Raw genomic sequence first — 14,396 nt, forward strand, 5'->3', positions numbered from 1 at the left:
CCGCCACACTGGAGGAATGCGGATCCTGGTGGTTGACGACGAGCTGCGGTTGGCCGACGCCGTACGCCGGGGACTCGAGGCCGAGGGCTTCGCGGTCGACGTGGCGAACAACGGCGTCGACGGGCTCTGGCGTGCGCGCGAGACCCGATACGACGCGATCGTGCTCGACCTCATGATGCCCGGCATGAGCGGCTGGAAGGTGTGCGAGGCCCTGCGCGCCGAGGAGAACTGGACGCCCGTGCTGATGCTCACCGCCAAGGACGGCGAGTGGGATCAGGTGGAGGCCCTCGAGACCGGCGCCGACGACTATGTGACGAAGCCGTTCTCCTTCGCGATCCTCGTCGCCCGCATCCGCGCCCTCGTGCGCCGGGGAGCCGTGGCCCGCCCGGCCGTCCTCGAAGCCGGAGACCTGAAGCTCGACCCCTCGTCGCACCATGTCTGGCGGGGCGAGACTCCGGTCACGCTGACCGCCCGCGAATTCGCCGTGCTCGAGCACCTGATGCGTCATCGAGGTCAGGTGCTCTCGAAGCGCGAGCTGATCGACGGTGTATGGGACGACGACTTCGACGGCGACCCCAACATCGTCGAGGTCTACGTCGGACACCTGCGCCGCAAGCTCGACAAGCCCTTCGGACGCGAGGCGATCGAGACGATCCGCGGTGCCGGCTACCGATTGGCGGCCGACGGTGGCTAGGCGCTCATTCCGATCGGTGCGCGCCCGGACGACCCTCGGCGCGACGCTCGTCGTGGCCGTCGCCCTGCTCATCGGGGCGTTCTCGTTCTACGGCATCCTGAGCTCCAGCATCCACGCGAGCGCGGAGCGTGCCGCCGAGCAGCGCCTCGACGAACTCGCCGATCGCTTCGACGGCCCCGGCGGCGGACCAGGCGGCGAACGCGGCATCGACACCCTCGACGACGAGATCGTGCAGATCATCGGCGGCGACGGATCGGTGCGCGCCGCCAGTGAGGATGCGCGCGACGAACTGGGGTCGACCGCTCTGCCCGTCTCCGACGGAGCGCAGACCCTGACGATCGGCGGCGAGCCCATGCTCGTGGTCTCCGACGGCATCGAGGACGACGACACCCTCGTGCTGGCGGTGTCGATCGAAGACGGGGTCGAGACGCTGTCGACGGTCGCGCTGCTGCTCGCGGTGGCCGTGCCGCTACTGCTGCTGCTCGTCGCCGTGACCACGTGGCTGGTCGTCGGGCGGGCCCTCCGACCGGTCACCCGCATCCGCGAAGAGGTCGACGGGATCACCGCCGAGCACCTGCATCGGCGCGTCGAGGTGCCGCCGTCATCGGACGAGATCGCGGCGCTCGCGACCACCATGAACCGGATGCTGGATCGCCTCGACGCCTCGGCGACGGCGCAGCGCCGTTTCGTCTCCGATGCGTCGCACGAGCTGCGCTCCCCGCTCGCGACGATCCGACAGCACGCCGAGCTCGCGCAGGCCCACCCGACCACCACGAGCATCGGCGAGCTCGCGGAGGTCGTGTCCGATGAAGGACTCCGGCTCCAGGGCATCGTCGAATCGCTGCTGCTGCTCGCCCGACTCGACGAAGGCGGCGGCACGCACGACGAGGCGATCGATCTCGACGACCTCGCGCTCGCTGAGGTGAGGCGGCTGAGGTCTCGGGGCGTCGAGGTCGACGGCTCCGGCATCCGTGCGGCCCGTGTCACCGGAGACCCCCGCCTGCTCGGTCAGCTGCTGCGCAACCTCGCCGACAACGCCGTCCGGCACAGTGCGGCTCGCGTGGCCATCAGCGTGATCCCGCAGGATTCGTGGGTGTTCGTGACCGTCGAGGACGACGGCTCCGGCGTGCCGCCCGACGAGCGCGAGCGCATCTTCGAACGGTTCGTGCGGCTCGACGAGGCGCGCAGCCGGGATGCCGGAGGCAGCGGTCTCGGCCTCGCGATCGTGCAGGGCATCGCCGTGGCCGGCGGCGGCACCGTCTCGGTCGACGCCTCCCGTTGGGGCGGCGCGCGCTTCGTCGTGGCCCTGCCCCTCTCGGACTGACACTCTCTCGGCGTCCGGGCCGTCCGCAGGACCTGACGCCTCAGCATCCGGGCCGTCCGCAGGACCTGGCACCTCGCCATCCGGGCCGTCTCCAGGACCCGGCACCTCGCCATCCGGGCCGTCCGCAGGACCCGGCACCTCGCCATCCGGGCCGTCTGCAGGACCTGGCACCTCAGTATCCGGGCCGTCTGCAGGACCCGAGCACGGATGCGGGAACAGGATCCATGTCTCATCCTGCATCCGTGCCCGGATCCTGCAGGCGGTACGTGTCACTGCGGCCGAGACGCCCCTGCTTCCTGAAGACGCCTTCAGGACGCTTCAGGGTGGCTTCAGCACTGCCGCGAGAGCATCGAGACATGAACGACAAGAACCCGACCCCCGACCAGACGCCCGAGAACCTCCCGACGAACGCGACTCCCCCGGCGCCGCCCGCACCCCCCGCGCCCACCGCGACGCCGTCCCACGATGGTGAGACCGTTCCCGTCGCGCCGCTCGCGGCTGAGAACGCCGCCCCGGCATCCGCGTCCGCAGCTCCCGCGAAGCGCGGTCGCAAGCGCGCTCTGCTGATCGGCGGCGGAGTCGCCGCTGCCCTGATCCTCGCCGGTGGAGGCGTGGCCGTCGGAGCAGCCATCGGAGACGACATCGGCGACGACGACGACCGCCCCTCGGTCTCGGACGGACCCCGCGACGACGACGGAGACCGCGGTGGACAGCCCGGCGATAACCGTGACGACAGCGACAGCGACGATCAGGGCGCACCGCAGGGCGGCGGCCCCGTGACCGGGATCGGCACGGACTCGGCCGACGAGCTCGTGGACATCGCGGATGCCGCCCGCGGAGCCGCCGAGGGCGACGTCACCTCGATCGACGCGAAGCGCGACGGCACCTGGGAGGTCCAGCTGACCGCCGCGAACGGCAGCGAGACCGAGGTGCGAGTGGATGCCGACCTCGCCGCCACCGTGATCTCGACCGAGCAGGAGGACGACGACACGGCTCCGACCCACACCCTCGACGAGGCCGCGATCCGTGCCCTCGTGGATGCCGCACTGGCCGAGGCCGACGGGATGATCACCGACCTCGACGCCGACAACGACGAGGTCAGCCCCTACGACGCGTCGGTGCTCACCAGCGACCGCCGCTCGATCGACATCGACTTCAGCGCCGACTACGCGGTCGTCGGCACCGACATCGACGACTGATCGCCCTCGTCGTTCTTCGAGCCGCCGGCCCTATGGGGTCGGCGGCTCGACGCGGTTTCAGCCAGACGTCCCGGCAGCGGAACCCGGTTCCCGCAGGCGATTCCCCCGCGTAGCGTCATGATCCGTCACTCGTCGGGTCTCTCTCAGTGAGTTCGGTCGCCATCGCGCGCCGACGATGCGGACACCGGGGGGATCCATGCCAGTCACAGCGCACACCTACTTCTACACACCCGCTCGAGCGGACTCCGTCGTGCAGGCACTGCAGCACCTCGTTACCGACCTGAAGCACGTCGAGCGGCGATACTTCGACAGCCGTTCGGTCGCGTTCAGCACCCGCGGGTCGCTGTTCGAGGCACCGGCCGACGTGACGATCGTGACGACTCCCCTGACGACCGGCGGATCGGATGTGAGGATCGCGCTGCAGACGACGACCCGGCGGACGGCGAGCCGCCGGTCGCTGACCACCAGGGCCGCCGACCGCCTCAGCGTGCGGATTCAGAAGGCGCTGGGCTGACCGCGAGCCAGACGTATCCGAAGGGTGGGATGCGAAGCCGCTCGTGACGCGTGCCGGTGAGCAGATCCGTGCCGCTCACCGACGGCAGATCGACCGTCGCGTCGCTGACGTTCACGACCGCCGTCACCTCATCCGGGGTGCCGGCCGCCCGACGGATCACGAGCACGCGGTCGTCGAGCGACTCGATGTGCTGCGACGCGAACGGAGAGAACGCGGCGATCTCGCGTCGCACCGCCAGCATCGCCCGCACGCCGTCGAGCATGCCCGCTCGACGGTCCGAGACCTGCAGCTCCTCGCGCAGACGGTCGGCGTCGAGCACCTCGCGGTTGATGCGACGCGCGATGTCGCTCTCCTGCACTCCCGCGTGGTCCTGCTCGGACCCGAAGAGCGAGTGATGGTAGATCGCGGGCACTCCGACCACCGACAGCAGGATCGCGTGCGCCGCGAGGCCGCGGGTGACAGCCGATGCGTCGGGGTCGGGGTCCTGCGGATCGACGAGTGCCTCGAGGTAGTTCGTGTTCAGCTCGTAGACCCCCTCGCTCCCGTCGGGGCGACGTGCCATCGAGACCCGGCCACCGCGGGCCAGGGTGCGCTCCACGAGCAGGGCGCGATCGTCGTCGGTCAGCAGTCCTTCTGTGGGGCGCAGTCCGATGCCGTCGTGACTGGCCAGGAAGTTGAACCAGGTCGCGGTGTCGCTCACCGGTCCCACCCTGCTCGCCCAGGCGGCGAGCGCCGTCGCCCGTCCGGTCACGAACGCGTGCAGCACCAGAGGCGGCAGAGCGAACTGGTAGACCATGTTCGCCTCGTCACCACCGTCGCCGAAGTAGGTGATGTTGTCGGCGTGGGGGACGTTGGTCTCGGTGAGCAGCATCGTGCCCGGTGCGAGCTCGTCGACCAGTGCGCGCCAGATGCGGATGATCGCGTGAGTCTGCGGCAGGTGGATGCAGGTGGTGCCCGACTCCTTCCAGAGGTAGCCGATCGCGTCGAGGCGCACGGTCGTCGCCCCATGAGCGAGGTAGCCGAGCAGGATGTCGGTGAGGTCGAGCAGCACCGCGGGCGTGCTCGGGTCGACGTCGATCTGGTCGTCCCCGAAGGTCGTCCAGGCACGGGCGGTCGAGCCGTCGGGCCGCGTGTACTCGTGGACGAGCGGGGTGGTGCGCGGACGCACGACGTGCGAGACGTCGAAGTCGGGAGAGGGATCGAGGAAGTACCCGGCGAACCGCTCGTTCCGCTCGAGCCAGCGGCGGAACCAGTGCGACGAGCTCGAGATGTGGTTGGCGACGAAGTCGAGGGCGAGGGCGTACTCCTCACGCAGGTCGGCGACGTCATCCCACGTGCCCAGCGCCGGGTTCACCTCACGGTGATCCAGCACGCCGAAGCCGTCGTCCGAGGTCCAGGGGTAGATGGGCAGCAGGTGGACATCGCTGATGACGTCGCCGATGTGCTCCCGCAGCACTCCCGCGAGGGTGTGCAGCGGCGCCTCACCGGCCCGCCGGAACGAGTCGCCGTAGGTGATCAGGTAGGCGGTGCTCTGATCCGGACGCGCCTTCGCGGCCGGCGACAGGCGGTCACGCCAGGTCTCAGCGAGCTCGAGCAGCGCCGCGAGCACCTCGGGCGCTGCATCCGGATAGAGCTGCGCGATCAGGGGGGCCAGGCGCTGCTCGAGCTGGATCTTGGTCTTCATGCCACCGACTCCTTCAGAAGCTCGCGGACGAGGTGCATGCCGCGTGCATCGAGACCGTCGATGCGATCGGAGAACCCTCGGATCCCGGGCGCCGCGAGAACCACCTCAGCCCACTCGTCTCGGAGGGCGAACTCCGGTCGCGCGACGAGGCAGTCGGGGTCGTTGACCCAGAACCGGCCGTGCTGCCACGACCTGGCCTCGAGCGACATCCGCCCGCGGAGTCCCTGCGAGCCGTCCTCGCCACCCTCGTGGAAGGTGTCTCCCGAGACCCGCATCGCGTCGACGAGTCCGACGCTCGGGAGGATCGGAGCACCGCACCCGAGCATGAAGGCGTCGTCGCCGAGCACCTCGCGGATGAGCTCGAGCCCTGAGCGGTAGGCCGAGATCGGCGTGGCGTCGGCATCCCACCGTGCCCCCGGGATCGCCCCGGAGTAGAGGAAGTCGAGCTTGACGTAGTCGATCCCGAGATCGCGGATGTCGCCGAACACGGTGGCCAGGTATTCGCGCACTCCCGGATGCGTCAGGTCGAGCCCACGGAGGTCGTCGCCCCAGTTGCGCCCCGCGTCGCCGACGAGCCACTCGGGGTGCTCCCGGGCGACGGTCGAGCCGGCGCCGACCGAGAAAGGCGCGGCCCAGATCCCCGCGCGGCGCCCGGTCTCGCGGATCGCATCGACCGCGGAGGCGAGTGACCCGAATCGGGGGTGCGGCGCGGTCCACTCGCCGGTGCCGAGGCTCCAGCCGTCATCGATCTGCACCACGTCGACGTCGAGCCCTCGATCGTCGATCGCCCGAAGGTTCTCGATCACGTCAGCAGCCCGCACGTCTTCGAAGTACTGGTACCAGGTGCACCACACGCGAGGTGACCGAGCGGCGGTCCGGGCACCGGCGGCTGCGCCGAAGCGGTCACCGAACGCGGCGAGCGCAGAGGGGCCCGTGTCGTCGCCACCGGCATCCGGAGTCCACGACGAGACGTCGGCGACATCGCCGATCGTGTCCACGATCACCCGGTCGCCGTGCCAGCGGGCGCGCAGTGTGGGCGCCTCGCGGCGGGCGTCGAGCGTGCCGAATACCCGAGCGGGAGCACCGTCGCCCGGATCGACGACGAGCAGCCCTTCGCCCTGAACCGCATCCGTCGCCACCTCGGTTCCCGGCCGGAAGCGCATGGCGTGCTGCCACGGCTCGGCCGGCCGGAGGATCGGGTCGCCCTGGCCGTGCCACGTGGTCGGGCTCCAGCTCTGCCAGCCCTCCGCGTACACCCGGGCGTCGGGCCCGACGGGGATCTCATCGAGGACGCTCACGCTTCTCCACTCCGCCCGGCGAGGGCTGTCGTCAGTTCGAGGTCGTGGGGGCGCACGGGTGCGCCGTCGAGTTCAGCGGATTCGACGGCGGCGAAGGTCGCGCGCACCGTGGCGAGGACGTGCTCGGCCGAGTTCTCGGGTTCGCGCTCCTCGTCGATCGCGCACTGCAGCTCGCCCATCGCGCCGGCGAATCCGTCGGTGAACCACTGGCCGTCGAGGTCGAACTCGGTGCTCTCCCCGTCGCGCTCGAGCACCAGCCGGTCGGAGCCGAGCAGGATGCTGCCGCGGAGGGTCCCTTCGGTCCCGTGGATCCAGAACGGGCACCCGCCGGCGTCTGTCCGCGCGTTGCCCACGATGCGGATCGATGCGCTCGCCCCCGTCGACGTCTGCATCCGCAGGTCTGCCCCCCACGGGTTCCGGGCGGCAGCGGGCTGGCCGGGAACGCGGTGGTCGCGGGCCGCGATCTCGACCACCCGGGATCCTTCGAGCCAGCAGCGGGTGATGTCGACCCAGTGCACGAGGTAGTCGTTCAGGAGCATGTGCGGCACGTCGTCGAACGGCGTGCCCACGAGTGGCGGCAGCGGCTTGTCGTGCAGATGCGTGACCCCCACCACTTCTCCGATCCGGCCGTCACGGATCAGCAGAGACGCGAGGCGCCAGGCCGGAGCCCACCGCGCATTCTGATTCACCGCCACGCGGATCCCCCGTTCACGCGCAACAGCGAGCACCTCGCGCAGACGCGGCAGATCAGCGGGGTCACTGATGAGCGGCTTCTGGGCGAGGACGTGCTTGCCCGCTGCCACTGCCGCGGCGATCAGCTCGACGCGACCGGTCGGCCCGGTCGCCAGATCGACGATGTCGACACGGGGGTCCGCGAGCAGCGCCTCGACGGAGTCGTGGACGGTCTCGATGCCGAAGTCCGCGGCGAGCGCTTCGGCGTCACCGCGAGTCCGCGACGTCACGGCCACGACCGGGAGGCCCCACGCGCCGTATGCCGGAAGGTGGGCGCTGCGGGCGATCGCCCCCGCGCCGACGATGCCGATCGCGCGACGCCGGTCCGGGACGAGCGGGCGATGGTCGGGGATGCCGCTCACCGGAGACGCTCGGGGGCGGCGTCGAAGCGGAGCAGGGCCTGCATGATGTCGGGGTCGCCTGCGTCGAGCCTGTCGAAGACCGCGGCGACATCGGCCGCCGGCACGATGTCGGACACGAGCACCCCGGCATCCACCGATCCGTCGAAGATGAGCGCCATGACGGTGCGCACCAGGCGAGCCTGGTCCCACCGGCCGCCGAGGGCGACAGGCACTCCAGAGATCTGGCTGGCGACGATCCGCACGCGGTTGTGGTGGAACTCCTCCCCCAGGCGCAGGTTGGCAGCTCCGCCCTGATAGAAGCCGGAAGCGGCGACGAGCCCCTCGGGCCTCACCGCTCGGATCGCCTCGTGCAGGGCGCGATCCGTGCCGGACAGCTCGATCGCGCTGTCGGCCCCGCCGCCCGTGATCTCGCGGATCGACTCTCCGGCGCCACCCCCCCGCAGCGCGTCGACCGTGTGCCGTGCGCCGAAGACCTCGGCCATCGCCAGCCGGGTCGCGAGGGTGTCGACAGCCGTGACCCGACCGCCGGCGAGAGTGGCGAGGCGAGTCGCGAGCAGGCCGATCACGCCCTGTCCGAACACCGCGACCTGCTCGCCGAGCCGCACGTCGGCGGCGAGCACGGCGTTCAGAGCGATCGCTCCCACCCGCGCGAAAGTCCCCAGCAGGGGATCGGCGCCGTCGGGCACGAGCCGCCCCACGACCGCGGATGCCGGCACGACGGCGTCACTGCGGTGCCCCCAGATGCCGTGCACCACGTCTCCGACCCGCACTCCGCTCACGTCGTCCGCGACCTCGGTCACCTCGCCGACCTCGGAGTAGCCCCAGCCCGAGACCGGGTAGCCGAAGCTGGGCTCACCCGGCACGAAGAGCCGTCGGTCGGCGTCCCACGTGGAGGTGAGATACGGGTTGGTGCCGCGGTAGGCGGTGAGCTCGGTGCCGGCTGAGATGCCCGAGTACCAGGTGGAGATCCGCACGCTTCCGGATGTCAGCGGCTGCGGCGCGATCTCGACCAGCTCGACCTCTCGGACGGCGGAGAACTGCACGACGTGGGGCACGGGGGGCCTTCTTTCCGGCGGGGAGTCAGCCCTTCTCCGCACCGGCGGTGAGGCCTCCGACGAGGAGCCGCTCGGAGGCGAAGAAGAGGATGATGATGGGCAGGGTCAGGATCACGGAACCGGCCATGAGCACCGTGGTGGGAACCTCGATACTGCCGGAGAGCTGGGAGAGGCCCAGCGAGACGGTCCACGAATCGCGCTTCTCGACGAGGAACAGCAGAGCGAAGAGGAACTCGTTCCAGGCGATCATGAAGATGAACAGTCCGTTCGACACGATCGCGGGCATGGCGAGCGGGATGCTGACCCGGCGCATGATCTGGAACCGGGTGCACCCGTCGAGTGCCGCAGCCTCCTCGAGCGAGACCGGGATCGTGGCGAAGTAGTTGCGCAGCGTGTAGATCGACACCGCCGCGACCTGTGACACGTAGACGATGAGCAGTCCGACGAGCGAGCCGCGCAGCCCGATCTGCGTGAAGAACACGAACAGCGGCACCGCCAGCAGGATCGCCGGGAAGAAGTACACCGCGAGGAACAGGCCGGACACCTGACGGCGACCGAAGAAGGCCAGTCGGCTGACGGCATACGAACCGGGAATCGACACCAGGAGCGTGAGCACGACCGTCGCGAGAGCGACCAGCAGTGAGTTGCGCATGAAGACGATGAAGCCCTGCCCGCCGGCGTCCACGGGCGCCAGCACGTCGAGGTAGGTCGAGAAGTCGAGCTCCTCGATCGTGATCCACAGCGCGCCCGGGTTCTGCAGCAGCGAGTCGAGCGAACGGAAGCTGAGCAGCACCATGTAGTAGAACGGCACGACGGCGGCGAGCACCAGCAGCACGATGACGATCGGGCGGAGGATGCGGAAGAGGGCGTTCTCGAAGCCGTCGCGGTCGAATCCGCGTCTGGCGGGACGGGCCTCGGTGACGGCGTCGGTCGTCGCACTCATGCCTGCTCCTCCTGTCGGCCGAAGATCTTCAGATAGACGCCGACGAGCACGGCGAGAATGGCCGCGAGCACCAGGGCCTGAGCGGCGGCGGCGCCGATGTCACCGCGAGCGGTGAGCAGGTCGAACACCCGCACCGAGACGACCTCGGTGCCGGCTCCGCCACCCGTCAGCAGGTAGATGTCGTCGAAGTTGTTGAACGTCCAGATGAAGCGCAGCACGCAGAGCACCGCGATCGTCGGCAGCAGCTGCGGAAGAAGGATGTGCCGGAAGCGCTGCGTGGGGGTCGCGCCGTCGACCCTGGCCGCCTCGTCGAGCACGGCCGGGACCGCCTCGAGTCGGGCCGTGAGGAAGAGGAAGGCGAACGGGAAGGATCGCCAGGCTTCGAACAGGATGACGGTGATCAGCGCCATCGGCAGCTCGACCTCCCACCCGAAGATGCTCACGGGCAGGGCGCGGTCCGAGAGGAACGCGATCGGCTCCTCCCATCCGAGCACGGTGGTGCCGAACCAGTTCACGATGCCGAACTGCGGGTTGAGCATCGTCGACCACACGAACGTCGCGGCCACGACCGGGGCGACGTACGGCAGCAGCAGCGAGGCGCGCACGAGGCCACGCCCGCGGAACGGCTTGCGCAGGGCGAGGGCGGCGGCGAGGCCGATGCCGATCGCGAGCGCCGTGCCGCACACGGCGTAGACGATCGTGGTCCACAGCGCGCTGAAGAAGCCGGGCGACGTCAGCACGTCGATGAAGTTGTCGAGGGTGTAGTCGCCGATGATCCCGGTGCCGCGGATGTTGATCAGGCGGACGTCCTGGAACGCGAGGGAGATCGCCCAGATGATCGGCAGGACGACGGCGACCAGGATGATGATGAAGGTCGGCGAGATGAGCAGCAGCCCCGCCCGGTTCTCCTCCCGACTGTGCCTCGACCCGCGCCGCGGCTTCACCGCGCCGGTCGGTCTCGGCGGCGTGGTGCCGGGCTCGGGGCGCTGTGCCCCGAGCCCGGACCCCTCGACGACTCTGCTCACTTCAGCGACTCTGCGATCGAGCGCACGGTCTCGGCGGCGGTCGACGCGGCGTCAGCCGGGTCACCGCCCTGGGCGACATCGCTCACCGCCGTCGCGACCGGAAGCTCGCCCTGCAGCGCGCCGAGCAGCGAGCCCTGGCCCTGGGTGATGCCCCAGCGGGCGAGATCCTCCGGCCCTGCGGCCACAGCATCGAGGACCTCGGGTGCGTAGAAGTCTGACAGAGGAGCCTTGGTGTCGACTCCGGCGGGAAGCGTCGCCCACATGTCGGAGAACATCGTCGGATCCTCGGGGGTGCCGGTGCGGACGGGAACCTTGCCCTCGGGCGCGATCGCGATCCAGGGCTCGTAGCCATCGCTCATCATGTACTCGACGAACGACTGCGACGCGTCGGTGTTCGCTCCCTCGGTGATGGTCCACGAGGTGATCTCGCCGAACTGCGCCGCGGCATCGGAGTCGGGTCCGGCGATCGACGTGACCACGCCGGTGTTCGCCGCGAGGAAGGCCGGGTCGGCGAGGCACTCGGGGCACGAGGGCTTCGCATCCTCACGCAGGCCTGCCAGCTCGTCGAGCACGAAGCTCGACCAGATGAACATGGCCGCGTCGCCCGCGAAGTACGTGGCGCGGGTCGTGTCGACGTCCTGCGCACCCGGCACCGAGTAGTCGCCTGTCAGCTCGCCATAGAACTCGAACGCGCTGACACAGGCATCCGAGTCGAGCTCGACGTCACCGTCTTCGTTGACGAGCTCGCATCCGTTACCTAGCGCGATCTGCTCGAAGGTCTGCTCGGTGAAGGCGTCGCCCGGGGCGGTGGCGCCGACGAAACCGGCGACCTCGGGCGAGTCGAGGGCCTTCGCGGCCTCGAGGATCGATTCGTACGAGTCGGGGACGTCCAGGCCCGCGGCCTCGAAGAGGTCGGTGCGGTAGAAGAGCATCTGGGTCCACGACTCACTCGGGATCGCCAGGCTGGTGTCGCCGTCGGAGGTCAGGGCGAGCGCGTTCTCGGAGAACGTCGACGCGTCGAGCGCGTCGATCGTCGCCGCGACGGCATCCGTGTCGACGAACTCGTTGGCCGACAGCGTGCGCACCTGAGGCAGCGAGATCCCGCCGATCACGTCGGGCAGGTCGCCGGCCGCGGCAGACGAGGTGATGAGCTGGGCGAACTGGTCTTCCGCGACCGAGACGACCTCGACCTCGATGCCGGTCTCGTCGGTGAACGCGTCGACGATCTCCTGTGTGGCGGCCACCCGATCGGGAAGGTCCTCCTGCAGCCAGAAGGTGATGCCGGCATCGCCGCCGTCGTCGTCGCCGGAGCTCGTGCATCCGGTGAGGGCGAGCGCCGTCACGCACACCGCGGCCATTGCTGCTGCTGTCGCACGGGTATTCACTATGCGCCTCCTTGCGCTGGAAATGCAGGACTGAGCCGTCGGGTCGACTCCCATTAAGACTAAAAGCTAGACATAAGTCGCCTAGCTGTCAAGCATTAAGCTGATCTCGTCGTCAGGAGGTTCGATGTCCGGTCCCGGGGAAGTCCTCGATCTCATCAGAGAGCGCCGCGCCTTCACGCGCGGCGATGTGCTCGACGTCACCGGGATGTCGCGGATGACCGTCGCCACGCGCATCGACGCGCTTCTCGAGGCGGGACTCATCATCGAGTCGGGAACCGAGAAGGTCACCTCGGGTCGACCGTCACGGCGCCTCGAGTTCAACACCGCTCACGCGCACGTCATCGCCGCCAACGTCGACACCACGCACACCACCGTCGCCCTGACCGATCTCGCCGGACGCGTGACCGCCGAGGAGCGCATCGAGGTCGCCGTCGCCGACGGACCCGACGCGACCCTCAACGCGATCGCCGAGCACGCCGAGCGCCTGCTGTCGCAGGCCGGCATCCGCCGCGAGGATGTGGCTGCGATCGCGCTCAGCATCCCCGGTCCTGTCGACCCCGACACCGAGCGCCCCTCGCAGCCGCCGATCATGCCCGGCTGGGACGCCTACCCGATCCCCGATCACCTGCACGACGCCCTCGGCGTCCCCGTGCTGGTCTCGAACGACGCCGACGCCGCCGCACTGGGTGAGCAGCGCGCAGCGCATCCCGATTCACGCTCCCTGTGCTTCATCAAGGTCTCGTCGGGCATCGGCACCGGCATCGTGCTGGGTGGCCGGGCATACCGCGGCACCGACGGAGGGGCGGGTGACATCGGCCATGTGAAGATCGCCGGGCACGACGACCTGCTGTGCCAGTGCGGAGCGCACGGATGTCTGGCGGCCGCGGCATCAGGCCGAGCAGTGGCCAGGGCGCTCACCCAGCTCGGCAAGCCCGCCTCGTCAGCTTCGGATGTCGGCACCTACCTCGCCGACGGCGACCCCGATGCCGCGCGACTCACTCAAGAGGCGGGTCGGGTGATCGGCGAGGTCGTCGCGACGGTCGTCTCGCTCCTCAACCCCTCGGAGGTGGTGCTCGGCGGGATGCTGGCATCGCCGCCGCTGCTGGCCGGAGTCCGCGAGACCCTCTATCCCCGATCCCTGCCCCGCGCGACCCGGCACCTGAGCATCAGCCAATCGACACTGGGCGAGAAGGCGACAGCCGTGGGGCTCGCGGCGATGGTTGTGGAGCGCGAGTACTCGGCATCCGCGGTGAACGCGGCGCTCGCTCGCAGCTGAGCACCGCCGGATACCATCGGAGTCATGACGAATTCCGGTCCGATCGACGATGTCTCCATCGGCGGCGAGATGATCCGCCTCGGCCAGTTCCTGAAGTACTCGGGACTGCTCGACTCGGGCGGTGACGCAAAGGAGGTCGTGATCGACGGATTCGTGAAGGTCAACGGCGAGGTCGATCGACGGCGCGGACGCCAGCTGCATGACGGCGATCTGGTCACCTTCGAGGGCCGTACCGTTCGCGTGCGCCCCTGATCACGCGGGCCGCTTCCGGTCACACCCGCGTCGTGTAGCGGAGGAACATCACGCCGCTGTCGAAGCGCCGATCCTCGGCGAGCTCCAGGTCGACGTGCACCCCGTCGGGGAAGAACGGCTTGCCACCACCGACGATCGCCGGTCCGATGAAGAGACCGAACTCGTCGACCAGTCCCGCGCGGATCGCCTCGGCGGCGAGAGTGGGGCCGTCGACGGAGAAGTCGCTGTCGGACTCAGCCTTCCACCGCGCGATCACCTCCGGATCGAACGTGCGCTCGAGCCGGGTGCGCTCGCTCGACACCTCGGCGAGGGTCTTCGAGAAGACGACCTTCTGCGCGGCCTGCCACACCCGCGCGTAGTCGATGCCGACCTGCGGCTGATCGGGTTCGAGATGAGCGGTCTCCCAATAAACCATGGTCTCGTACATGCGCCGCCCGTAGAGGTAGGTGCCGACGTCTGCGAACTGCTTGTTGATGAAGTCGTGCAGGTCGTCGTCGAGCGCCCAGTCGAACCCGCCGTCCGGCCCACTGACGTATCCGTCGAGCGACGTGATCATGGAGTAGATGAGTCGGGCCATGCGGCGAGGCTACCCCCGGCGTCCGCGCGGGTCGACCCCTTCTCGGCGTCCTCTCTAGCGACCCTCGGCGTGAGAC

General features: G+C 69.6%; 14 protein-coding genes. 6 read left to right on the forward strand and 8 right to left on the reverse strand.

Features of this window, described 5'->3' with window-relative positions; translation table 11 throughout:
• Window positions 1–16 precede the first annotated feature (16 nt).
• From AKG07_RS12285 to AKG07_RS12300, 4 genes are all read left to right on the forward strand, one after another.
• Window positions 17–694, forward strand: coding sequence for a response regulator transcription factor (locus AKG07_RS12285; protein ID WP_053098186.1), 678 nt, complete (start codon window positions 17–19; stop codon window positions 692–694).
• Entirely contained in the window at window positions 687–2,018 is a 1,332-nt protein-coding gene (locus AKG07_RS12290; RefSeq protein WP_053098187.1) for a sensor histidine kinase, read from the forward strand. Before AKG07_RS12285 ends, AKG07_RS12290 begins: the two co-directional genes overlap by 8 nt.
• 356 nt (window positions 2,019–2,374) lie before the next feature.
• On the forward strand, window positions 2,375–3,217 hold the full coding sequence (locus AKG07_RS12295) for a PepSY domain-containing protein (RefSeq protein WP_233277262.1): 843 nt from the start codon (window positions 2,375–2,377) through the stop codon (window positions 3,215–3,217).
• A gap of 196 nt (window positions 3,218–3,413) precedes the next feature.
• Complete coding sequence (locus tag AKG07_RS12300; protein WP_053098188.1) at window positions 3,414–3,731, forward strand: hypothetical protein; 318 nt, start codon at window positions 3,414–3,416, stop codon at window positions 3,729–3,731.
• Here AKG07_RS12300 and AKG07_RS12305 read toward each other — a convergent pair.
• Genes AKG07_RS12305 through AKG07_RS12335 form a run of 7 tightly spaced genes read right to left on the reverse strand, consistent with a single transcriptional unit; the run spans window position 3,700 to window position 12,215 of the window.
• Window positions 3,700–5,415 (reverse strand): sugar phosphorylase, encoded by a 1,716-nt coding sequence (locus AKG07_RS12305; RefSeq protein WP_053098189.1) that lies wholly within the window; start codon window positions 5,413–5,415, stop codon window positions 3,700–3,702. The two genes, AKG07_RS12300 and AKG07_RS12305, sit on opposite strands and share 32 nt — an antisense overlap.
• Complete coding sequence (locus tag AKG07_RS12310; protein WP_082297925.1) at window positions 5,412–6,713, reverse strand: glycoside hydrolase family 36 protein; 1,302 nt, start codon at window positions 6,711–6,713, stop codon at window positions 5,412–5,414. The genes AKG07_RS12305 and AKG07_RS12310 overlap by 4 nt, the downstream gene beginning before the upstream one ends.
• A complete protein-coding gene (locus AKG07_RS12315; protein WP_053098190.1) occupies window positions 6,710–7,807 on the reverse strand; it encodes a Gfo/Idh/MocA family protein in 1,098 nt (365 codons plus the stop codon). The genes AKG07_RS12310 and AKG07_RS12315 overlap by 4 nt, the downstream gene beginning before the upstream one ends.
• Entirely contained in the window at window positions 7,804–8,862 is a 1,059-nt protein-coding gene (locus AKG07_RS12320) for a zinc-dependent alcohol dehydrogenase (protein WP_053098191.1), read from the reverse strand. The genes AKG07_RS12315 and AKG07_RS12320 overlap by 4 nt, the downstream gene beginning before the upstream one ends.
• A 25-nt stretch (window positions 8,863–8,887) precedes the next feature.
• On the reverse strand, window positions 8,888–9,805 hold the full coding sequence (locus tag AKG07_RS12325; protein WP_082297926.1) for a carbohydrate ABC transporter permease: 918 nt from the start codon (window positions 9,803–9,805) through the stop codon (window positions 8,888–8,890).
• Window positions 9,802–10,830 (reverse strand): carbohydrate ABC transporter permease, encoded by a 1,029-nt coding sequence (locus AKG07_RS12330; RefSeq protein WP_053098192.1) that lies wholly within the window; start codon window positions 10,828–10,830, stop codon window positions 9,802–9,804. The genes AKG07_RS12325 and AKG07_RS12330 overlap by 4 nt, the downstream gene beginning before the upstream one ends.
• Window positions 10,827–12,215, reverse strand: coding sequence for an ABC transporter substrate-binding protein (locus AKG07_RS12335; RefSeq protein WP_150115132.1), 1,389 nt, complete (start codon window positions 12,213–12,215; stop codon window positions 10,827–10,829). The genes AKG07_RS12330 and AKG07_RS12335 overlap by 4 nt, the downstream gene beginning before the upstream one ends.
• 124 nt (window positions 12,216–12,339) lie before the next feature.
• Here AKG07_RS12335 and AKG07_RS12340 point away from each other — a divergent pair, with 124 nt between their 5' ends.
• The gene (locus tag AKG07_RS12340; protein ID WP_053098194.1) at window positions 12,340–13,491 is read left to right on the forward strand and encodes an ROK family protein; all 1,152 of its coding nucleotides are present in this window, start codon (window positions 12,340–12,342) and stop codon (window positions 13,489–13,491) included.
• Window positions 13,492–13,515: 24 nt separating this feature from the next.
• A complete protein-coding gene (locus tag AKG07_RS12345; RefSeq protein WP_053098195.1) occupies window positions 13,516–13,743 on the forward strand; it encodes an RNA-binding S4 domain-containing protein in 228 nt (75 codons plus the stop codon).
• Between the two features lie 19 nt (window positions 13,744–13,762).
• On the opposite strand, the gene AKG07_RS12350 is transcribed toward AKG07_RS12345, so the two are convergent.
• The gene (locus tag AKG07_RS12350; RefSeq protein ID WP_053098196.1) at window positions 13,763–14,320 is read right to left on the reverse strand and encodes a dihydrofolate reductase family protein; all 558 of its coding nucleotides are present in this window, start codon (window positions 14,318–14,320) and stop codon (window positions 13,763–13,765) included.
• Between the last annotated feature and the right edge of the window lie 76 nt (window positions 14,321–14,396).

The sequence above is a fragment of the Microbacterium sp. CGR1 genome (assembly GCF_001266755.1).
GTDB lineage: Bacteria > Actinomycetota > Actinomycetes > Actinomycetales > Microbacteriaceae > Microbacterium.